The sequence below is a fragment of the Paraburkholderia sediminicola genome (genome assembly GCF_046026855.1).
In the GTDB taxonomy this organism is placed as follows: Bacteria; Pseudomonadota; Gammaproteobacteria; order Burkholderiales; family Burkholderiaceae; genus Paraburkholderia; species Paraburkholderia sediminicola_A.
In genome coordinates, this window is record NZ_JAQQET010000029.1 from 26969 (window position 1) to 46745 (window position 19777).

17 protein-coding genes are annotated in these 19777 nt (G+C 62.9%); 5 read left to right on the forward strand and 12 right to left on the reverse strand.

The window, feature by feature from the left end; all coding sequences use genetic code 11:
* Positions 1-559 precede the first annotated feature (559 nt).
* The 3 genes from PQR40_RS27600 to PQR40_RS27610 are packed head-to-tail and all read right to left on the reverse strand — an operon-like array spanning position 560 to position 6349.
* Positions 560-2071: an efflux transporter outer membrane subunit gene (locus PQR40_RS27600; RefSeq protein WP_408510256.1), complete on the reverse strand. Its 1512-nt coding sequence runs from the start codon at positions 2069-2071 to the stop codon at positions 560-562.
* 4 nt (positions 2072-2075) lie between these two features.
* The gene (locus tag PQR40_RS27605; protein WP_408510257.1) at positions 2076-5198 is read right to left on the reverse strand and encodes an efflux RND transporter permease subunit; all 3123 of its coding nucleotides are present in this window, start codon (positions 5196-5198) and stop codon (positions 2076-2078) included.
* Positions 5195-6349, reverse strand: coding sequence for an efflux RND transporter periplasmic adaptor subunit (locus PQR40_RS27610; protein ID WP_408223373.1), 1155 nt, complete (start codon positions 6347-6349; stop codon positions 5195-5197). The genes PQR40_RS27605 and PQR40_RS27610 overlap by 4 nt, the downstream gene beginning before the upstream one ends.
* A gap of 219 nt (positions 6350-6568) precedes the next feature.
* Here PQR40_RS27610 and PQR40_RS27615 point away from each other — a divergent pair, with 219 nt between their 5' ends.
* Positions 6569-7186 (forward strand): TetR/AcrR family transcriptional regulator, encoded by a 618-nt coding sequence (locus tag PQR40_RS27615; RefSeq protein ID WP_408223371.1) that lies wholly within the window; start codon positions 6569-6571, stop codon positions 7184-7186.
* A gap of 22 nt (positions 7187-7208) precedes the next feature.
* Here PQR40_RS27615 and PQR40_RS27620 read toward each other — a convergent pair whose 3' ends face one another.
* A complete protein-coding gene (locus tag PQR40_RS27620) occupies positions 7209-7421 on the reverse strand; it encodes a hypothetical protein (protein ID WP_120347811.1) in 213 nt (70 codons plus the stop codon).
* 255 nt (positions 7422-7676) lie between these two features.
* Here PQR40_RS27620 and PQR40_RS27625 point away from each other — a divergent pair, with 255 nt between their 5' ends.
* The gene (locus PQR40_RS27625) at positions 7677-8726 is read left to right on the forward strand and encodes a LysR family transcriptional regulator (protein ID WP_408510258.1); all 1050 of its coding nucleotides are present in this window, start codon (positions 7677-7679) and stop codon (positions 8724-8726) included.
* 140 nt (positions 8727-8866) lie between these two features.
* Here PQR40_RS27625 and PQR40_RS27630 read toward each other — a convergent pair whose 3' ends face one another.
* From PQR40_RS27630 to PQR40_RS27665, 8 genes are all read right to left on the reverse strand, one after another.
* Positions 8867-9256, reverse strand: coding sequence for a cupin domain-containing protein (locus PQR40_RS27630; RefSeq protein WP_408510259.1), 390 nt, complete (start codon positions 9254-9256; stop codon positions 8867-8869).
* Between the two features lie 117 nt (positions 9257-9373).
* Positions 9374-10231 (reverse strand): AraC family transcriptional regulator, encoded by an 858-nt coding sequence (locus tag PQR40_RS27635; protein WP_408510260.1) that lies wholly within the window; start codon positions 10229-10231, stop codon positions 9374-9376.
* A gap of 11 nt (positions 10232-10242) precedes the next feature.
* A complete protein-coding gene (locus PQR40_RS27640; protein ID WP_408223363.1) occupies positions 10243-10473 on the reverse strand; it encodes a DUF2795 domain-containing protein in 231 nt (76 codons plus the stop codon).
* A 25-nt stretch (positions 10474-10498) separates the two neighbouring features.
* Positions 10499-10753: a hypothetical protein gene (locus PQR40_RS27645; protein WP_408484070.1), complete on the reverse strand. Its 255-nt coding sequence runs from the start codon at positions 10751-10753 to the stop codon at positions 10499-10501.
* A 258-nt stretch (positions 10754-11011) separates the two neighbouring features.
* Positions 11012-12349 carry a C45 family autoproteolytic acyltransferase/hydrolase gene (locus tag PQR40_RS27650; RefSeq protein ID WP_408510261.1) on the reverse strand — a complete coding sequence of 446 codons (1338 nt, stop codon included), beginning with the start codon at positions 12347-12349 and terminating at the stop codon, positions 11012-11014.
* 268 nt (positions 12350-12617) lie between these two features.
* The gene (locus PQR40_RS27655; RefSeq protein ID WP_408510262.1) at positions 12618-14351 is read right to left on the reverse strand and encodes a ClcB-like voltage-gated chloride channel protein; all 1734 of its coding nucleotides are present in this window, start codon (positions 14349-14351) and stop codon (positions 12618-12620) included.
* Between the two features lie 112 nt (positions 14352-14463).
* A complete protein-coding gene (locus PQR40_RS27660) occupies positions 14464-15201 on the reverse strand; it encodes a glutathione S-transferase (protein ID WP_408389028.1) in 738 nt (245 codons plus the stop codon).
* A gap of 145 nt (positions 15202-15346) precedes the next feature.
* Positions 15347-16438 (reverse strand): YeiH family protein, encoded by a 1092-nt coding sequence (locus PQR40_RS27665; protein ID WP_408510263.1) that lies wholly within the window; start codon positions 16436-16438, stop codon positions 15347-15349.
* A 120-nt stretch (positions 16439-16558) separates the two neighbouring features.
* On the opposite strand from PQR40_RS27665, the gene PQR40_RS27670 reads away from it, so the two are divergent.
* The 3 genes from PQR40_RS27670 to PQR40_RS27680 all read left to right on the forward strand — a co-directional run bounded on the left by PQR40_RS27670 (position 16559) and on the right by PQR40_RS27680 (position 19560).
* Positions 16559-17488, forward strand: a complete 930-nt coding sequence (locus tag PQR40_RS27670; protein ID WP_408510264.1) for a LysR family transcriptional regulator — start codon at positions 16559-16561, stop codon at positions 17486-17488.
* A gap of 149 nt (positions 17489-17637) precedes the next feature.
* Complete coding sequence (locus PQR40_RS27675; protein ID WP_408510285.1) at positions 17638-18411, forward strand: IolE/MocC family protein; 774 nt, start codon at positions 17638-17640, stop codon at positions 18409-18411.
* A gap of 165 nt (positions 18412-18576) precedes the next feature.
* Complete coding sequence (locus tag PQR40_RS27680) at positions 18577-19560, forward strand: sugar kinase (protein WP_408510265.1); 984 nt, start codon at positions 18577-18579, stop codon at positions 19558-19560.
* Positions 19561-19777 lie beyond the last annotated feature (217 nt).

A 19777-nucleotide genomic window follows, 5' to 3' on the forward strand; every position in this document is an offset into this window, starting at 1 on the left:
GTTGGCCTTTCCTTGAAGTCTTATTGGTCTATTAGCGTCGCCCCTGTGCGGGGCAGGCACCTACTTTTCTTTGCCCGCCGCCGCAAAGAAAAGTAGGCAAAAGAAAGCGGCTCACACCACTAGCTCATAAGCGGGTCCCCCGCGCAGCCTCGGTAGTGGTGCATCTGGAATCCGTGTTCTCGCACATTGCGCGCTAGTGACAAAGCCGTCATACCTCCGGCGGCGCTGCGCACGCCGAGGCGGTACTTCAAAGAGTCGCTCGTCTCGTCTCGTGGGCTGCGCTACTTATGCCTCAGTCTGATTTCGTTGCGCGCTCAAGCACTTAGACCGGATGTCCAGGTGTTATCAACATGCCTGTCAACAAAATCTGTGGATAAGATGTCCCGCCGCATACGCCCCTCCTCGCGAAGTGCGTAGCTGGTCACCTTTGCATCCACTCGCGCCGCACGCAACAAACCGATCTGCATCAAGCACTTAAGCGCGTAGCCCCATGGTTATCAACAACCCTGTCAACATAAACTGGGGATAAGTCCGCTCCCGTCAGTACGGAATCCCAGGTTTAGTTAGATGCGCCCACATTTGTCGCGGGACCTGGCGGTACCGCCGCTGCGGACGGCTCCGACTCCAATGGTGGATTTCCCATGGCCTGGAACAAGGCCGCCGTATCCGTCAGGCGCGCGCTCGTATAGCGGATCTCATCAAGCTGCGCGTTGCGAAACTGCTGCTCGCTCGATCGCGTCGACGCGATGGGTAACGCACCCAGCCGGTAACGTCCCGACGTTTCGTCGAAAATTCCCTGAGCCGAGCGCGCTGCTATGTTCGCGGCGTCGAGCGCCTGTGCGTCGTGCTGCAGCGCTGCGAGCGTATCGGCGACGTTCTGGAACGCGGCTAGCACGGTTTGCTTGTACTGCGAAACCGTGGCGTCATAGGTGTCGACCGCCGCACGGCGCTGCGCGAACAGGGCGCCGCCATGGAACAACGGTTGTGACAGGGATGCGCCAATACTCCATATCGCCCCCGCGCCGGATAGCGCCACTGGCCAGCTAAAACCGCCCTGTCCCATCGACGCACTCAGCGAGAGACTCGGGAACATCTGCGCGGTCGCGACGCCGACGTCGGCCGCCGCGGCCTTCAAGGCGGCGTCCGCGGCCTGAATGTCGGGCCGGGAGCGCAGCAACTCGGACGGCACCACCACTGGCACCTGTTCAGGCACATGCAGTTGCGCAAGATCGAGGTCGTCCGGGGCCGCGTCCGGTGTGCGGCCGAGTAGGACTGCCAAAGCGTGGCGCGTTGTCAGCCATTGCTGCTTCAAACCCGGCAAACTCGCAGACAGGCTCGCCGCACTTTGTTGCGCGCTCAACTGGTCGGCATGCGAAACGGCACCCAATGCGTAGCGCCGTTGCGTGTCGCGCGCCTGATCGTTGGCAATCGTCACGAGACGCTCGGTCGTGTCGATCTGCGCATGCAACGCGGCGCTCGTGATCGCCGCCGTCACGATGTTCGCGGCCAGTGCCCGGCGCGCGGCATCGAACTGATACGCCTGCACATTCACGCGAGCCGCGAGCGCAGCATCGGCGAGGCGCGAGGCGCCAAACAGGTCGAACGTGTAGTGCGCCTGCAATTGACCAACGAAGTCGTTGTACAGGAACGTATTCGGACCGGCCTCGGGAATCGCCAGCGCACGGTTGCGGGTGGCCTGGCCGCCCGCGTCGATGGTCGGGAGCATGGAACTGCCGATCTGTGCACGCAATTGCTCTCGTGCGGCGGCAAGGCTCTTGTCCGTGGCGGCGAGCGTCGGGCTGTTGCGCAAACCTTCGTTCACCAGTGCGTTCAACGCATCCGATTGATACAGCTTCCACCATTCGGGCACGGGCTTCGCGCCGGCCACGAATTGCTGGGTGATGCCTTGCGCAGGCACAGTTTGCGTCGGTTGCGCCTCGGCGCCGTAATGAGCCGGTTGCGGCATCGCAGGCGGCTTGCCGTTCGGCCCGAACGAGCAGGCGGCCAGCACAAGCGCGGCGGCGCCGGGAAGCATGAGGCGCAGGTGTCGAGGGAATGCAAAGGTAGCCATGATCTCAGTTTCCCGAATGCGTCGTACCGGACGGCGCCGGTGGCTCGCGTTCATCGGTGCGTACTCTGAACGATGTGGCGTACAGGGCCGGCAGATAAAACAGCGTGAGGATGGTCGCGCTCGTAATGCCGCCCATCAGCGCGGTTGCCATCGGGCCGAAGAAGTTGGAGCGTAACAGCGGAATCAGCGCGAGCACGGCGGCTGCCGCAGTTAGCGTGATCGGCCGGAAACGCCGCACTGTAGCGCCGACGATCGCGTCGAAGCGCTTGTGTCCCGCAGCAATGTCCTGCTCGATCTGATCGACCAGAATCACGGAGTTGCGCATGATGATGCCGAACATGGCGATCACACCGAGCATCGCGACGAAGCCAAATGGCTGGCCGAACAGCAGCAGTGTGATCACTACACCGATCAGGCCGAGCGGAGCGGTCATCACGACCATCAGCACGCGCGCGAAACTCTGCAACTGGACCATCAGGAGCACCAGCACGGCGATAACCATGATCGGCATCTGCGCGTTGATCGATGTCTGCCCCTTGCCGCTTTCCTCGACCGAACCGCCGATTTCGATCCGGTAGCCGACCGGCAGCGTGCTGCGAATCTGGCTGAGGGCTTTATCGACCGCATGCGTGACGTCGATGCCTTGTGAGCCGGGCGCGACGTCGGACTGCACGGTGATGGTGGGTTGCCGGTCGCGTTCCCAGATCACACCGTATTCGAGGTCGTTGCGCAGATGGCCGAGCGTGCCGAGCGGCACCGGGCCGTTCGGCGTCGGCATGGCCAGCGTGACGAGCTTCGCGGGGTCGACGCGTTCCGCTTTAGGTGCGCGCAGATCGACGCTGATCAGCTTGTCGCGCTCGCGATACTGCGTGACGGTGTAGCCAGAGAGCGTCATGGCGAGGAAGCTCGAAATGTCTTCCGAGCTCACGCCGAGTTCGCGCGCTTTCTTCTGATCGACTTCGAAGCGCACCGAGCGCTCGGCGGGCTCGTCCCAGTCGAACTGGACGTTGCTGGTGCCGCGGTCGGCGCGCATGGTCGCGGCGACGCGCTCGGCGATCGAACGCACAGTGGCGATATCGTCGCCGCTTACGCGGAACTGGACGGGATAGCCGACTGGCGGCCCATTTTCGAGGCGCGACAGGCGAGTGCGGATCGCCGGAAAGTTGTTGCGCAATTCCGGTTCGAGCCACTGCGCGAGCTTCTCACGATCTTTCACGGATTTCGCCGTGATGACGAACTGCGCGAAATTCGGCTGCGGCAATTGCTGATCGAGCGGCAGGTAGAAACGCGGCGCACCGGTGCCGACGAAATTCACCGTATGATCGATTTCCGGACGGCCCACCAGCACTTTCTCCAGCCGCTCCGCTTGCCGCAACGTCGCTTCGAACGACGCGCCTTCGGGCAAGCGCACATCCACCAGCAACTCGGGGCGGTCCGAGCTCGGGAAGAATTGCTGCGGCACCAGCGTGAAGCCTGCCATGGCCAGAATGAACAGCACGACGGTGATCGCCAGCACGACGAAGCGCCGCTCGATGCACCAACTGATCCAGCCACGCAGCCGCTTGTAAAAGCGGGTGTCGTAGATGTCGTGCTCGTGATCGTCCGCTTCGTGTTCCTGACGTTTGCGCTCCGGCAGCAAGTGATAGCCGAGTAGTGGAATCAGCACGACGGCCGCAAGCCACGACGCGATCAGCGCGATCGCCGACACTTCGAAGATCGAGCGCGTGTATTCGCCGGTGCTCGACTTCGCCAACGCAATCGGCAGGAAGCCGGATACGGTCACGAGCGTCCCGGTCAGCATCGGAAAAGCGGTACTGGTGTACGCAAAGGCTGCGGCGCGCGTACGGTTCCAGCCTTGCTCCAGTTTCACCGACATCATTTCGACCGCGATGATCGCGTCGTCGACCAGGAGTCCTAAGGCAAGCACCAGCGTGCCCAACGACACCTTGTGCAGCCCGATGTCGAACAGATACATGCACAGTGCCGTGACGGCGAGCACGACAGGGATCGAGATCACGACCACCATGCCGGTGCGCACGCCCAACGACAGCAGGCTGACGACTAGCACGATCGCAATCGCCTCAGCGACGGCTTCGAGAAAATCGTCGACCGAATGGGCCACCGCGTTCGGCATGCTTGACACTTCGACCAGGTGTAAACCGGCGGGCAGGGCGGCCCGCAGCTTGACCGTCTCCTGATCGAGCGCCTTGCCCAGACGGATCACATCGCCGCCCGGCTGCATCGTTACACCTATGCCGAGCACGGCCTTGCCGCCGGCGCGCATTTGCGTGGCGACCGGATCGTCGTAACCGCGCTTGATGGTCGCAATATCGCCGAGACGGAACGAGCGGTTATTAATGCGGATCAGCGTGTCGGCGAGCGCATTGACGTCCTTGAACTGGCCGGTGGGGCGCACGAACACGCGGTCGTCGGTGGTAGTCAGCGTGCCCGCTGGCGAGACGCTGTTCTGCGAATTGATCGCCTGACCGAGTTGCTGCGGCGAGATGCCGAGACGCGTGAGTTGCGTGTTGGCGATCTCGATGTAAATGTGCTGATCCGGATCGCCGAAATAATCGACCTTGCCGACGCCCGGCACACGCAGCAGCACCGTGCGCAACTGGTCCGCGTAGTCGTGCAGTTGCGCGGCGGAAAAACCGTCGCCTTCGAGCGTCCAGATGTTGGTGTAGACGTCGCCGAATTCGTCGTTGAAGAACGGGCCCTGAATGCCTGGCGGCAAGGTCGCTGCGATATCGCCGACTTTCTTGCGCACCTGATACCAGGTTTCGGGCACGTCCTTGACCGGCGCCGAGTCTTTCATCGAGAAGAACATCAGCGATTCGCCGGGGCGCGAGTAGCTGCGTACGAAATCGATCGCAGGCGTTTCCTGTAATTTCCGGCCGATGCGGTCGGTGACCTGCTCCTGCACCTGGCGCGCGGTCGCGCCGGGCCAGAAGGTACGGATCACCATCACGCGGAACGTGAAAGGCGGGTCTTCAGATTGAGCGAGACGGGTATAGGCGAGGATGCCGAATGCGGTCGAGAGCGCGATCAGGAAGACGACCAGCGCCTGATGGCGCAGCGCCCATGCGGACAGGTTGAAGCGTCCTTCTTCATGCGTGGTGCTCATGAAGCGAAGTCCTCGGGATGCAGCGGCGGGATCACATGGACTTTTTCGCCGGCGGTCACGGTGTGCACGCCTTGCAATACGACGCGTTCACCGTCCTTGAGCCCCTGACCGATCACGATCGTGCGTTCGTTATAGCGGGTTACCGTCACGCGGCGCAGTTCTAACGCGTTATCCGCGGCACGCACGACCCACACGGCCGGCTGCGTGCCGTCGTGGAACAGAGCGGTGGCAGGCACGGTGAAGGCACTGCCCTGATCTGCTGAATTTGCAGAGGAAGGCGCGGAAAGCGCGATGTCGGCGGTCATGCCGAGGCGCACGTCCGGGCCGGGATTGTCGAGTGTGAGCTTGGCGCGGTAAGTGCGGCTTTGCGGATCGGCGGCGGGCGACAGTTCGCGCACGCGCGCGTTGAAGCTGCGGCCCGGCAGCGCGGCTAACGTGACCTTCGCGGTTTGCCCGACCGAGAGCGCGGCCAGCGCGCTTTCCGGCACGTCGCAGACCACGTCGATATCGCCGCTCCATGCGAGGTTGTAGACGGCTTGGCCCGCGGACACATTCTGACCGGTGTCGGCCTGTTCGGCCGTGATTACGCCTGCATGGTCGGCAATGAGCGTGGTGTATTGCAACTGATCTTTCGATAACGCCGTCTGCTGCGCGGCCTGGTCGCGCTGCGCGGCGGCTGACGCGTAGGCATTGGTGGTCTGTTCGAGCTGCGCGGGCGCGATCAGGTTTTCCCTGGCCTGTGCCTGGTCACGATCGAGTTGCTGCTTTGCATAGACGAGACTGTGTTGCGCGGCTTCGAGTTGAGCCTGCGCGCTGGCGGCATTCTTTTGCGCATCCGCCGGATCGAGCCGGGCGAGTATCTGCCCGTTCTTCACCACGTCGCCCAAACGTACCCGCCGCTCGACGATTTTGCCGCCGACGCGAAACGATAGCGGGGTGGAATAGCGCGCCTGCACTTCGCCCGGCAACGATGCCGCAGCCATTGCGCTGCCGTCCGCATGCACGGCGACGGCGACCACCGGACGCGGTGCGGGCGCGGCAACTTCTTTCTTCGAGCACGCGGCGAGCGTGACGATACCGGCGAGAGCGAGGGCGAATGCTGCGCGGCGCAAGTGCGCGGGGCGGGCATACCGATGGAACTGCTGGCGCATCGCAGACGATGCGGGAGAATCGGGACGCTTCACAATTACCCCAACTGGAGACAGCGAACGAACACGGCAAGCCGCAACGGCCCGCCAGCGAAGACCCGCGGCCGAAAACATGCAACCGGCATACGCGTCTGACTTCGAATGATTGGATGCATTCTAATACACACCTGTATTTGAATGTTGTAGTGAATTGGAATTCTTTTCGGTGCTAGACTTGCGCCCATGAAACGGCAACGACTTACACGCGAGCAGAGTAAAGACCAGACGCGTCTGCGTCTGCTCGACGCTGCGCAAGCAATTTTTATGAAGAAAGGCTTTGTTGCGGCGAGTGTCGAAGACATCGCAGCGGCGGCGGGTTATACACGCGGCGCGTTCTATTCGAACTTCCGCAGCAAGAACGAGTTGTTCCTCGAACTACTGCGGCGCGATCACGAGACCATGCAGGCGGGTTTGCATGCCATCTTCGAAGATGCAAGTTCGCGCGAGGAAATGGAAGAGAGCGTGCTGCGCTACTACAGCAACCTGCATCGCGAGAACAAGTGCTTCCTGTTGTGGGTGGAGGCGAAGCTGCTCGCCGTGCGCGACGGCCGCTTCCGCATACGCTTTAACGCGTTCATGCACGAGAAGCTCGAACAGTTGAGCGCGTACATCCGCGAATTTTCGACGCGGGTCGGCACGCCGCTGCCGTTGCCGGCGGAGACGCTGGCGATGGGTTTGATGGGGTTGTGCGACGGCGTGCAGTTCTTTCACACGGTCGATCCGCAGAACGTGCCGTCGGAGATGACTGAAAAGGTGCTAGCGGGATTTTTCGCGCGCGTGGTGTTCGGGCGCGAGGCGTAATAGTCTGACGAATGCCGGCGAATCAGCTCGCCGGCAATTGCGCGCAGGCGTCCGCAACCGGCGTGGCGCAGACGAACGAATACTGCCCGCTGTAGCGCAGGACTTCTTCACCGACATGCAGGACGACCTTGATCTCGGGGCACCGCTCGTAAGCGATGAAGGCCGAACAGGCTGCGGCAGACCAGCAAACCAGTGAAAACGCGATTTTTTCGAGAAGCTGAAAACGATGTGGCATAGCGATATGTTCCTTTCGGGCGCTATGTTACCAGCATCTAAGGGTTTATACCTATCTAATATCCACAATAAGCCTCGCAATAGTGTCGCGAGCGCCTCAGAAACCTGACCGGATTGTCATCTTCAGGTCAGGGTTGGGACATGGTCGGGTCGATACAATCGAATCGTTGGGCAAATCCGCGCGCGCCTTGTCGTGCGGATCGACACAGGCGGCAGCGTTGCGCCGGCCCGGCTTTACCGAGGCAGGAGTCGTCCCATGAATCAATTGCAGTCGATGCGCGTATTCGTCAAGGTGGCCGACCTTGGCAGTTTCGTTCGCGCGGCAGGCGCGCTGGATCTTTCCACTGCCGTCGTCACGCGCCATGTCGCCGATCTGGAAGCACGCCTCGGCACGCGGCTGCTCAATCGCACGACGCGGCGCCTCTCGCTGACCGAATCCGGCACGACCTATCTGGAACGTGTACGCCACATTCTCGACGACCTGGAAGGCGTCGAGCAGATGGTGGTGGCACGCAATCACGAACCGGTCGGCACCTTGCGCATCGTCGCGCCGGTCGTGTTCGGGCTGCATAGCCTCGCGCCGGTGGTGCAGTCGTATGCCGCGTGTTATCCGGATGTGGTGCCCGATGTCACGCTGGCGGACCGCCATGTCGATCTGGTGGAGGAGGGTTTCGACGTCGGCATCCTGGTTGCGCGGCAGATGCGCAGCGCGAGCATCGTCACGCGGCGTTTGACCACCGGCTACATGACGGTCTGCGCGACGCCCGCTTATCTGGCGCGGCACGGTACGCCGGTTCGCCCGCAGGATCTGTTGGCGCATCCGTGTCTGAGCCGGCCAGCCGAGCAGGGCGGCGACGAAAAGGTGTTCACCGGACCGCACGGTGAAGTCCGTGTGAGGCCCGCCAACGCGATTGCGGCGAACAACACCGAGATGCTGAGACAGTTCGCCCTGCTGGGCATGGGCGTAGCGATTTTGCCGAGCTATCTGATCGGCCGGGATCTGGCGTCCGGGCGCCTTGTGCCGTTGCTCGGCGATTACCGCCTGCCGCAAGTCGAAATTACGATTGCTTATCCCAGCCGCCTTCATTTGCCGGCCAAGGTGCGCACCTTTATCGATCACCTGGTCGCGCATTTCCAGCGAACCGACGAGCACGCGCGCGATCCACGCGACACGATGGCGCGGCGTGCCGTTGCCAGCTCACCGGTTTATGCCGACGACCTGCCGGTGTCCGCCTTGCCGGGCGACGCGACGCGGCCGAAGCACCAGGTCTCGCGCGCGCGAAGCCTGGTTTCGTCGCCGCTTTGACGAACGGGCGGATCGTAGGAACCTGAAGCACACCTTTGAATCGCTTTTACCTACACCATGGTTTCGTTAAAACCGCGGAAAGCGAATGGGATATTTACTACGTGCGGCAAGCACGTGTCTGAGGCGAACAGCAAGCCTGTCTAGATCCACACGTCATTCGCCGCAGTGCGTTCGTTGTGTTCTTCGCCGGTGTTCTTCACGCCACGCGGTTCGATCAGCAGCAGCTTGACCTCGCGTTCGGCATACGGTTTGTGCTCCGTGCCTTTGGGCACAATGAACATTTCTCCTGCCGAGAGCAGGACAGACCCATCGCGCATGTCGATGCGCAACTGGCCCTCGAGCACGATAAACGTTTCGTCGGTATCCTCATGTTCGTGCCAGACAAAGTCGCCTTCGATACGCACCAGCTTGAACTGGTAGTCGTTCATTTCCGCGACGACGCGTGGTTGCCATTGGTCGTTGATGAGCTGCAGCTTTTCAGCGAAGTTGATGGCGCGGTGAAGCTGTTGAATCGTTTGATGGGTGGACATCGCGGTGCTCCTCCTGAGCGGTAGTGTCAGGCACCAGCGTACGGCGGAAGGCGCTATCGGGTCTTGTACGTTTGTGTGCGCGGCCGCCAGACAGCGGAATATCCGTCGAGTTGCCGCTTAACGCGTGCCGCGTGTCGACGGCCCCAGCATCTTGAGCCAATGCGCCGGCGCAACGCCCCATGCGCGCTTGAAGTGCCGCGTCATATGGCTCTGGTCGGTAAAGCCGGCCGCCGCCGATGCGTCGGCGAGCGACACGCCCTGAACCGCGAGGCGGCGTACGAGATCGAGCCGGCGCATGGTCAGATAACGGTGCGGACTCGTGCCGAACAACGCACGAAAATCCCGCGACAGACTCCAGCGGTCGCGGCCAGCGGCTGCCGCCAGTTCGTCGAGTGTCACTGCGCTGTCGAGCGAGCCAAGCATATACTCGCGCGCCCGCTCCGCCGCGAGGTAATCCACCGGCCGGCGCGTCGCCGCCACACCAGCCACGGCGTCGAGCGCGACCGCCAGTTCGTAGAGCGCGTCGTCCTGTTCGAGCGAGTCGATTGCGCAGTCCATGGCGCGTAACAGGCTTTCGGTGGCCGCAAAGAGACGCGGATCGTTCGACAGGCCGCCTTCGAGAAATGGCAGCGGCTTGCCGCCGAGCACCTGCTGGAACAGTGCCGGGTCGACATAGATCATCCGGTAATGAAAGCCTTCGCGGGTGCCGGCCTGGCCGTCATGCGGTTCATCGGGATGCAGCACCATCGTGCCGCCGGGCAAGCTGTTACGCGTGCTGCCGCGATAGCGGAAGCTCTGTACGCCTGCCAGCGTGCGGCCGATCGCATAGGTATCGTGCCGGTGCATGGCATAGCCGGCATGATGAAAGAAGGCTTCGATTCGCTCGATGCCGCTCGCGCCGCCCGAATGTGGAGAGCGGTGGATCCAGTCTGCAGCAGGCTTCAGATCGGAGGAAAGCGCGTTCAGTCTCAGCACCTGCTTTCCGCTCATGCTCCAAGACCCGGCCCGTAATTGCCGCCAACCAGGCGCGTCACCGACGTCACGTCGGCGTAATCCTGCTCCGGCAAACCGTCGAGCATCGATATGACTTCGTTGCTTGCGCCGGCTTCGCGCGCGGCGTCGACTAGCGCGTCCTTGTATGTCGGGAAACTGACTTCGCGCAAAACGTCGGCGATCTGCAGATCAATCGATTCGCCGGGAATAGCCGATGCGGTCATGCAAGCGCTCCGAGGGAGGGTGTTTTCAGGTCTGCAAGTGCTCGTTCTGGCCCGTGAAGCTTCGCTCCAGATGCCGCGACTTGGGCAGCGCGATAAATTGCCATTGTTGCGGACGATTCTGATCCGTGACAGCGACGTCCGGCGCCGCGGGGGCGACGGGTGCGGCGTCGGCGCGTTCGGCAAGGCTATTGGCGGCCGTGCCGTCCGGCGCGGTATGGACCGGCGCGGCGAAACACGAGGCTGACAGCGTCACCATGGTCAACAGTGTCGAGGTTTTCATCGCCCGACCTCCTAAGCTCATGCGGCGCTGACAGTTGAGCAAGTGCTGTGCCGTCCCCGCGTCGGAGGGAGGGCGCAACTACACGCGGCGTTGCGCTATGCAAGCAGCGTGCATTTACCATCTTAGATGGCAATCCGCTGCGGCGCGCGCGCAAAAGAGACAAAACCTGATTGTAGATTTCGCATGATGGCAGGAAAAAGGCAACACGGTCGCGAACGGTCGTATCACGTTTATATTGCGCTGCAATAAATGTTTCGTCTAGCGCAGCACGTCGAACCGTGTCCACGGCCACGATGGCCGGTCACGCATATAGCCGTTGAGCCAGTTCCACTGGGGATGGCGCTTCATGAACGCCTGCGCGTCGAATGGGCGGCCGCACGGATGTCCCCAGCGGGCGGTGAACGCCATATTGCGCGCCATGTCGCTGTCGACCACCTTGCCATCGTTGGCCCCCCACGGATTGAACGGCCCTTGATCGGAACCGCCGAAGCGCGCGTCGTCCAGTTCCAGATGCCCGCAGATAGTGCGCGAGCACGGGTTGTCGTTGCGGTCGAGATAGACGTCGTGATGATCGGCGATCATCGCTTTCGCAAGTTCGACGTCGATCTTGCCGTGATGCATTTCTTCGAGCTGCATGAAGCGCAAGCGGCGCGCGCCGTTCTTGCGCACGTCCGTATAGTCTTCGCCTTCGCCGATGCATTCCTGATTGCGGATCTTCAGATCGGTCGCGGTGTTGTAGCCGCTATAGAACCCGTCTTTCGTGCTTTCGAAGCCGGAATAGTGCAGCCCCAGTTCGTAGCGCGCGATCTCGCCCGTTTTGGTGTCACCGAGCAGCCAGCTGTTCGCATAGCCGCCGTTATTGTCGACCGCGAACATCTCGCACCATTCGCCGATGTTGTTCGCATATTGCGACGCGCGCCGCGACCGGTAGAACTCCGGCGCACCCGCTACGTTGTAGCCGACAAAGTTAGAGATGGTGGTTTCGGTGACCATCAGGCCGGCCTGGGTGACCCAGAAATCGGTGAGGCTGGAGATGCAGCCGGGCAGGCCCTGCATCAGGATGCGATTGCCGCGATCCGGCACGATGTCGAACACCACATTGAACGCGTCGCCCGCGGCGTAGCGGTCCCACGAGTTGTGCGCCATCACGATGCGGCCGTCCCGGGTGGCATTGCCGGTGGCGATGAACGCGCTGCAGTGATGGCCACGGCGCCCGCGCCACGGTTTCAGGCCGAGCTGCGGTTGCTGGGCCGCCGCGTGGCTCGGCCACCAGCTTTGCAGCAGATCCATGTAGCCGTTCCACGCCAGCACTTCGGCGAACGGCAGCTTCGCGCCGTCGGCGATGCCCTGGATTTCGTCGGCGAATTCAGTGTCGAGTTTGTTGGCGAACTGGGCGACGGCGGCGTTGACGAAGGTGTCGAAGTCTTCGCCGGTGTCCCATTTCGCAAGGTAGCGGGCAGTGTGGATCGCGTTCTGGATTTCAGTGGCGAGCAACTGGCCGTGCTGCTCGCCGCGATCGTACGGCTCGCCTTCGATATGCAGAAAAATCCAGCCCGCCTGATCGCGGCGTACGGCATCGAGGGACGGTTCGCTCATCTTCGCTCCGATCGAAGGGCGGGCGTCTCGGTGCGCCCGTCTTGGCGTAACGCGCGCTGCTCACAATCGCTGCAGCGGTCTCCTCATTGTAGAGAATCTGCCGCGCTTTGCACGGCTGAGAAGGAGGGGGGAGCCGCGGCGCCATGCCGTCCGGACTCGACGAACGGTATGGCGATTAAGCGACTCAATTGCTCGAAAGCTCGAAAGCTCGAAAGCTCGAAAGCCCGAAAGCCCGAAAGCCCGAAAGCCCGAAAGCCCAAGCCCCGGCCTAGCGCGTCGGATTCATCCGGAAATACGCGTCGAGCAGCGATGTCTTGTAGACCACGCCCGCCAGCTTCGGATCCGCCGTGCTCTCGACTACCGGCAGCCGCTCCCCCTGGAATGCCATGAAGTGCTGCAACGCAACGCCGAGCGGCATATCCGGCGTGAGCACATCGAAATGCGGCTGCAGATAATCCGCGGCGGTTTTCGTGGCGGTGTCGCGCTTGTCGAGCAGATCGGAGGTGATGTCCTTGAGTGCGACCACGCCGAGAAACGCGCCGGACTCGTTGGCCACGTACAGATACTTCACCGGATATTCGAGGAACACGCGCGTCATGTCCTGCACGGTCGCGTTCGGTGCCACGACGGTTTCGGCGGGGCGGATCAGCTCGCGCATCTGCGTGGCGCGCAGACGGGTGCGCTCCTGTTCCTCCTGGTTGCGTCGCAATGTGATTTCGTACATCGACGTTTTGCCGATCGCGCGCGACACGAAATACGCGACTACGCATGACAGCATGAGCGGCAGCACCACCTGATAGCTGAGGGTCATTTCGAAGATCATCAGGATCGCCATCAGCGGCGCCTGTGTAGCGCCGGCGAGAAACGCGCCCATGCCGACCATCGCATAGGCGAACGGCGCCGAGGTGCCGTGCGGCCACAAGGCGTGCATGCCGAGGCCGAACAGCGAGCCAACTACCGCGCCGACGAAGAGCGTCGGCGTGAACACCCCGCCGATCGCGCCCGAACCCACGGTTGCCGACGTCGCGACGATCTTGAACACCAGCACGAGGACGAGTGCGGTCCACGTCCACGGCGAATGCAGAATGGAGTTGACGACGCTGTAGCCGTTGCCCCACACCTCGGGCGTCCACACCGACAGAATGCCGACGATCAGACCGCCTAACGCCAGCCGGATGGGCAGCGGCACAGGTAGCTTGCGAAAGTTTGCTTTCGAAAAGTCCATCAGCCGCAGAAACTGCGGCGCGGCCGCTCCGCACAGCAGCCCGAGCGCGACGAACAGCAGAACTTCAGCACCCGCCACCGGCGGAAACACCGGCATTTCGTATGGCGGCTTGTAGCTGGTGAACTCGCGCATCGTGATGTTGGCGACCACCGCCGAGACCACCACGGGGCCGAAGCTTTCCATCACGATCGAGCCGAGCACGATTTCAGTGACAAAAAACGCGCCGGCAATCGGCGCACTGTACGCAGCGGTAATCCCGGCCGCGGCCCCGCATGCGACGAGCAGGCGCAGACGCGGCGGATCGAAATGCACCCAGCGGCCGATCAGCGACGCAGCCAGCGCCGCGAGTTGCACCATCGGCCCTTCACGGCCGATCGAGCCGCCGCTCGAAATCGTGAACAGCGACGACACGCTGCGCCAGAGGCTCAGCTTGACCGGCACCACACCATCGCCGATGGCGACCGCTTCCATGTAGTCGATGTGGTTGCCCTTGTCGAGGTGACGCTGCGCGATCAGCAGGAAGAAGCCGGCGATCAGGCCGCCCGCGGCAGGCAACCACACACGTACCGTCCACGGCAAGCCACGCGCCATTTCGACGAAACTGCCGGACTTGCCGACAACCGCCAGTTGCAGCAACGCGATGCCCTCGCGAAAGGCAATCGTCGCGAACGCGCCCGCGACGCCGACTACCACCGACCAGACCAGCATCGTATGGGCGTCGGACAGACGGAACAGGGTTTGGGCGCGGGTGCGCAGCTTCAGCAGGAATGAAAGCACGTCGGCAGGAGAGGGCGTGATGGGTGGATGAAATGTGCGTACGGTAACAGCATCGCGCCCGCTGTCGGAAGCGGGCGCGATGCGGAGGGTTCGCGAAGGAGGGCGGTGTGGATCAAGTCCCCGCCTTGTCGAGTTCCGGGTAGTGCCGGAAGATGCAGGCCTCGTTATGCTCGATGCGCCGCTCGGACTGGAGATAAGCAGCGATGTTCGGCCGCTCGATCACCGCGTCGTGCAGCGCCGCGAGGCGCGGATAGTGCTCGCCGAAACGCTTGAGCGCGTGCGGAAACGCGTACAGCAGACCGTCGATCAGCTGGAACATCGACAAGTCGACGTAGGTGAGCGCGTCGCCCACCATGAACGCATCGCCGGCCGGGTTCTGTTTCAGCACGCGCTCGAAGTACGTCATGAACTTCGGAATCCGGTTGTCGATGAAGTCGTGCGCGCGCACTTTGGCGGCGTCTTTCTGGTCTTCGTAGTATAGGGCGCTAGCAAGCGGATGATGCGTATCGTGCGCTTCGGTCACCATATCCGCGATCGTCAATTGCAGTCCGTTGGCCACGTAGCGCAGGCTTTCAACCGAGGGCGCGAGATTGAGCTTCGGGCCGAGGTAGAACAGGATGTTCGCGGTCTGCGCGATCACCAGATCGCCGTCCTTCAGAAACGGCGGCGCGAATGGCGGGTAGGGCTCGTCGCGGCTTTTCATCACGCTCATCATCGCGCTCGTACCCAGGCCGTCTGACGGCTCGCCGCGCGCCACTTCCACATAATCCGCGCCGGCTTCCTCCAGCGCCAGCCGCACGAATTCGCCGCGGCCTTGCAGGCCGTCCCAATAGTAAAGTTCCAGGCTCATCGATCGATCCTCATTCCGCTTGCATGAACGGGTTTGCATGAACTGGTTACGTCAGCAACCAGTATGCCGCGCATGCGTGCCGGATGGGTCTCCTGAACGCACAAAACCCCGCGCGCGGCGGGGTGGGTGGGGAGGCGAGGGCGCTTTAGCCGAACAGGTGCTGGACGGTCCATGTGATACCCAGTCCGCCGGCAATCAACCACACATACAGAATGAAGCCGGTGGTCAATGCGCGCGGGCCGGCCTGACGGATCTGCGAGATGCGGGTTTCGATACCGAGCGCGGTCATGGCCATGGTGAGCGCGAAGGTGTCGAGCATGTTCAGCGTGCTGGTCGCGTTTTCGGGCAGGACGTGCAGCGAGTTGATCACGACGAAGGCAAGGAAGCCGAGCGCGAACCAGGGAATCGCCAGCTTGCGCCGAGCGTGTTGCTTGCCGTCTTCAGTCGTAGCGGCACTGCGTGGCGAGCGGCTCACCCACATGCCGACGATCAGCAGCACCGGCACCAGCAGCATCACACGGGTCATTTTGACGATGGTCGCGATGTGGGTCGCTTCGGGGCTGACATTGCTCGCCGCGCCCACCACCTGCGCCACTTCATGAATCGTGCCGCCGAAGAACAGGCCCGCGCCAACCGTGTCGAGATGCAGCCAGCCCGCCTTGAATAGCACCGGGTACAGGAACATCGAGAGGGTGCCGAACAGCACCACGCTGCCCACGGCCATGGCGCTTTTATGCGGCTTCGATTGCAGCGTCGACTCGAACGCGAGTACCGCAGCCGCGCCGCAGATCGCGCTGCCCGCAGCCGTGAGCAAGGCCGTGTCGCGGTCGAGCTTCATGATCTTCATGCCGGCCCATGTGCCGATCACCAGTGTGCTCGCGACGATCAGCACCGATTCAGCAAGTCCGGGCAAACCGACCTGAGCGATTTCCTGCAGACTGACGCGCAGCCCGAAAAACGCCACGGCGATGCGCAGAAGCTTGCGCGCCGAGAAGTTGACGCCGGCCGCCCAGCTTTCGGGCATGCCGTCGCGCAGCGCGTTGCCGTAAATGGCGCCCGCTACGATGCCGACGATCAGTGGGCTCAAACCCAAACCGGCGATGGCCGGAATCGCAGCGATGCGCGTCACGGCTGCGGCAAACAGCGCAACGAACAGAATGCCGTTGAGCTGGCCGCGGGTGGAGGATCCCGAAGACCCGGCAGGTGTGGCAGAAGCAGTGAGATGAGCGGTGGGCATGGCGTAGTGCCTTCCTATGACTGTCTTGATTCGATAGGTCTAATCCTAAATTAGATATATCGATATGAAAAATCATGATTTAGGATGTAAGGTATCGGCTCTACGGATACTTCGACCGCCATGACCCCGGATCAACTTATAACGTTTGCTGCCGTCGCCGAACATCGCAACATCAGCCGGGCGGCGGTGGCGCTGCATTTATCGCAGCCGGCGGTGTCCGGCCAATTGCGGCAACTCCAGGACGAATTCGGCGAACCGCTTTACCTGCGCGATGGCCGCGGCGTGCGCCTGACGCCCGCCGGCGAGCAACTCGCCAGCTACGCCACGCGGCTGCGCGATACATGGCGGCAGGCGCATGCGTACCGCGACGCGCTGCGCGGCCTTGAGCAGGGCACCTTACGCATCGGCGCCAGCACGACGCCCGCGAGCTATCTGCTGCCGTACCTGATCGCCGACTTTCATCGCCGCTATCCCGACGTGACGCTGCATACCGCCGACGGCAACACCACGGACATCGTCGGCGCGCTGGGCTCGGTGGATATCGCCATGATCGAAGGGCCGGTCGGCGCGGATTTGCCGCCGGACACCGCGGTGCATGCGTGGCGCGAGGACGAGATCGTCGCGATCATGCCGGGCACGCATCCGCTCGCGCAGGCGGGGGGCGCAGGCGGGCCGGGCATGACGGACGGGCTGCACATCAATGGCGGGCGGGCGGAACTGGCGGCGTTCGGCCCGCATCCGCTGGTGTTGCGCGAAGCCGGGTCGGGCGTGCGGCAGATTGTCGAGCGTGCCTTTGCCCGGGCGGGTGTGCCGATGCGCGTGGCCCTGGAGATTGCCGGCGTCGAAGGCGTCAAGGAGGCGGTGCGGGCGGGAATGGGCATCGGTTTCGTCTCGGCGATGTCGATGCGGCATGAGGACGGCGCGCTGTGCCGGTTCTCGTTGAGCCCCGAGCCGCTGACGCGGCGTCTGTCGATTCTGGTGCCCCACGCGAGTGCCCCGTCGCGGGTAGTCGAGCAGTTCCTCGCGTTATGTCTCGCGGATGGGCCCTGATCGGGATCTCCTGGGGATTTCCACTATGGTGCGCGACGGCGGGCTCGGCGCACTATTCGGTCATCCAAGGCGCTTCGGCGCTTTTTTTCGAAATGTGCTTGGAACCGGTTCCAGTTGCCGATCAAGAGACAGGTTTGAGTAAATTCGACATGGCTGACGCAGTTGATGTAGTGATCGTCGCAAGCGCATTCGGGATGGACGCGGTTCGCACAGGCGGTCATTTGAAGTGGGCCGACGCGAGCAGGCAGGCTGGCGCGGCAGCGTTCGAAGTGCGCCGCGAGCTGTTCGCCAACGAAACCGAGGCGGCACCGCAGGCATTGAGCGCGCTCGGCAAGTCGATCGCCGAACTGGGCTTGTGGTCGGTGTATTCGACCCCTGCATCGCTCTACACGTCCGACGGACACCTCGACGCCGACGCACTGCGTCTCGCGCTCGACGAAGCGACGGCGCTCGGCGCGCGATTCGTGAAGCTGCAACTCGGCGGGTTCGCCGCCGAGGCCAATGGCGCGGCGATTGCTAACCACCTGTGCAGTGCGAACCCGCGGCTTGTCGTCGAAAACGGCCAACTGGCCGAGGGCGGCTCGCTCGCGCAATTCGTCGGCCTGTTCGACGCGTTGGCGCGCGAAGGCCGCGCCGGCGTGCTCGGCATGACTTTCGACATCGGCAACTGGGCATGGCGCAATGTCGCGCCGCTCGATGCCGCCGGGCTACTGGCTGCCCACGTCGAATACATCCATTGCAAGACGACGGTGGGCGAGGGCGCACGACGCTTTCCCGCAGCGCCGGCCGCTGGCGACACGAAGTTCGCCGCGGTGCTCGACAAGCTGCCGCGCCACGTGCCGCGCGGCATTGAATTTCCGTTCGATGCAAACCGTATCGATGAGGACGCGGCGCACTACGTCGCATGGCTGGCCGCCGCGTAAGCGGCGTGCAGGACCTGAGAGAGCAGTAGTCAAAGAAACGCGCAGCCGGAAACTCGTGTGCAGAAGTACACGCAGATCGGTGGAAGCGCAGGCAAGGCAGCACAGGCAAGAACAGGCAAGAACAGGCAGCAAACGGGAACACGCAGAAACATGCAGGAGCGAAGGATGAGCAACCCAACCGCAGCACTCGACATCATCACCTACGGCGAAGCGATGGCCATGTTCGTGGCCGCCGAACCCGGCGCGCTCGCCGGCGTCGGGCAATTCACCAGGCGCGTCGCGGGCGCCGATCTGAATGTGGCGATCGGCCTCTCGCGATTGGGTTTCAAGGTGGGCTGGATGAGCCGGGTTGGCAACGATTCGTTCGGCCAGTACGTGCGCGACACGCTGACGAAAGAAGGCATCGACCAGCGCTGCGTCACCACCGACGAACGCTACCCGACCGGTTTCCAGCTGAAGTCGAAGAACGATGACGGCAGCGATCCAGCCATCGAGTACTTCCGCAAAGGGTCGGCGGCGAGCTACCTCTCGTTGGCCGACTACGCGGCCGACTATGTGCTGTCCGCGCGCCATCTCCATCTGACGGGTGTGGCGCCGGCAATCTCCGCGAGCTCGCGCGAACTCGCATTCCATCTGGCGCGTGAAATGCGTGCCGCCGGCAAGACCATCTCGTTCGATCCGAATCTGCGCCCGACGCTGTGGCCGTCGCGCGCCGCGATGGTCGAAGGCTTGAATGCGCTCGCCGCATTGGCCGACTGGGTGCTGCCCGGCATCGGCGAAGGCGAACTCCTGACTGGTTACACGCAGCCGGACGACATTGCAAAGTTTTATCTCGACCAGGGTGCGTGCGGCGTGATCATCAAGCTCGGCGCGCAAGGTGCGTACTTCCGCACCGCCGACGATGCCGCCGTGATCGCGGGTCAGCCGGTCGCGAAGGTGGTCGACACGGTCGGCGCGGGCGATGGCTTCGCCGTGGGCGTGGTCAGCGCGCTGCTCGAAGGCAAGCCGTTCGCGCAAGCGGTCGCGCGCGGCAATCGCATCGGCGCACTGGCGATCCAGGTGATCGGCGATTCGGAAGGTTTGCCGAGCCGCGCCGAACTCGACGCGCTGGAACGCACCGATGTGCTGCGCGTTGCAAGCGTGGCCTGAGTGCGCGTGAGCGGCGCCCAGCGTATTCAGGCATTCCGCCGTTCAGCATCAGCTAGCTCGATAACAGCAAGAGCGCTCGAACAGCGCCCCATGACAGCCCATCATTGTTTTCGGGAAGCCGTTAGCAACTATCTTGCATGAGACCGGAGTAAGTGCTAAAGCACCAGCTCTGGTCGACCGCTTTGCATGAGGCCAGAGTAAGCGCTAAAGCGCCAAC

Coding starts and splice junctions, on each gene's coding strand:
- PQR40_RS27650 (WP_408510261.1), bottom strand. CDS start 12,349: ATGAGCGAACCGTCCCTCGATGCCGTACGCCGCGATCAGGCGGGCTGG.
- PQR40_RS27610 (WP_408223373.1), bottom strand. CDS start 6,349: ATGCGCCAGCAGTTCCATCGGTATGCCCGCCCCGCGCACTTGCGCCGC.
- PQR40_RS27665 (WP_408510263.1), bottom strand. CDS start 16,438: ATGCCCACCGCTCATCTCACTGCTTCTGCCACACCTGCCGGGTCTTCG.
- PQR40_RS27675 (WP_408510285.1), top strand. CDS start 17,638: ATGGCTGACGCAGTTGATGTAGTGATCGTCGCAAGCGCATTCGGGATG.
- PQR40_RS27670 (WP_408510264.1), top strand. CDS start 16,559: ATGACCCCGGATCAACTTATAACGTTTGCTGCCGTCGCCGAACATCGC.
- PQR40_RS27625 (WP_408510258.1), top strand. CDS start 7,677: ATGAATCAATTGCAGTCGATGCGCGTATTCGTCAAGGTGGCCGACCTT.
- PQR40_RS27645 (WP_408484070.1), bottom strand. CDS start 10,753: ATGAAAACCTCGACACTGTTGACCATGGTGACGCTGTCAGCCTCGTGT.
- PQR40_RS27640 (WP_408223363.1), bottom strand. CDS start 10,473: ATGACCGCATCGGCTATTCCCGGCGAATCGATTGATCTGCAGATCGCC.
- PQR40_RS27605 (WP_408510257.1), bottom strand. CDS start 5,198: ATGAGCACCACGCATGAAGAAGGACGCTTCAACCTGTCCGCATGGGCG.
- PQR40_RS27660 (WP_408389028.1), bottom strand. CDS start 15,201: ATGAGCCTGGAACTTTACTATTGGGACGGCCTGCAAGGCCGCGGCGAA.
- PQR40_RS27600 (WP_408510256.1), bottom strand. CDS start 2,071: ATGGCTACCTTTGCATTCCCTCGACACCTGCGCCTCATGCTTCCCGGC.
- PQR40_RS27620 (WP_120347811.1), bottom strand. CDS start 7,421: ATGCCACATCGTTTTCAGCTTCTCGAAAAAATCGCGTTTTCACTGGTT.
- PQR40_RS27680 (WP_408510265.1), top strand. CDS start 18,577: ATGAGCAACCCAACCGCAGCACTCGACATCATCACCTACGGCGAAGCG.
- PQR40_RS27630 (WP_408510259.1), bottom strand. CDS start 9,256: ATGTCCACCCATCAAACGATTCAACAGCTTCACCGCGCCATCAACTTC.
- PQR40_RS27615 (WP_408223371.1), top strand. CDS start 6,569: ATGAAACGGCAACGACTTACACGCGAGCAGAGTAAAGACCAGACGCGT.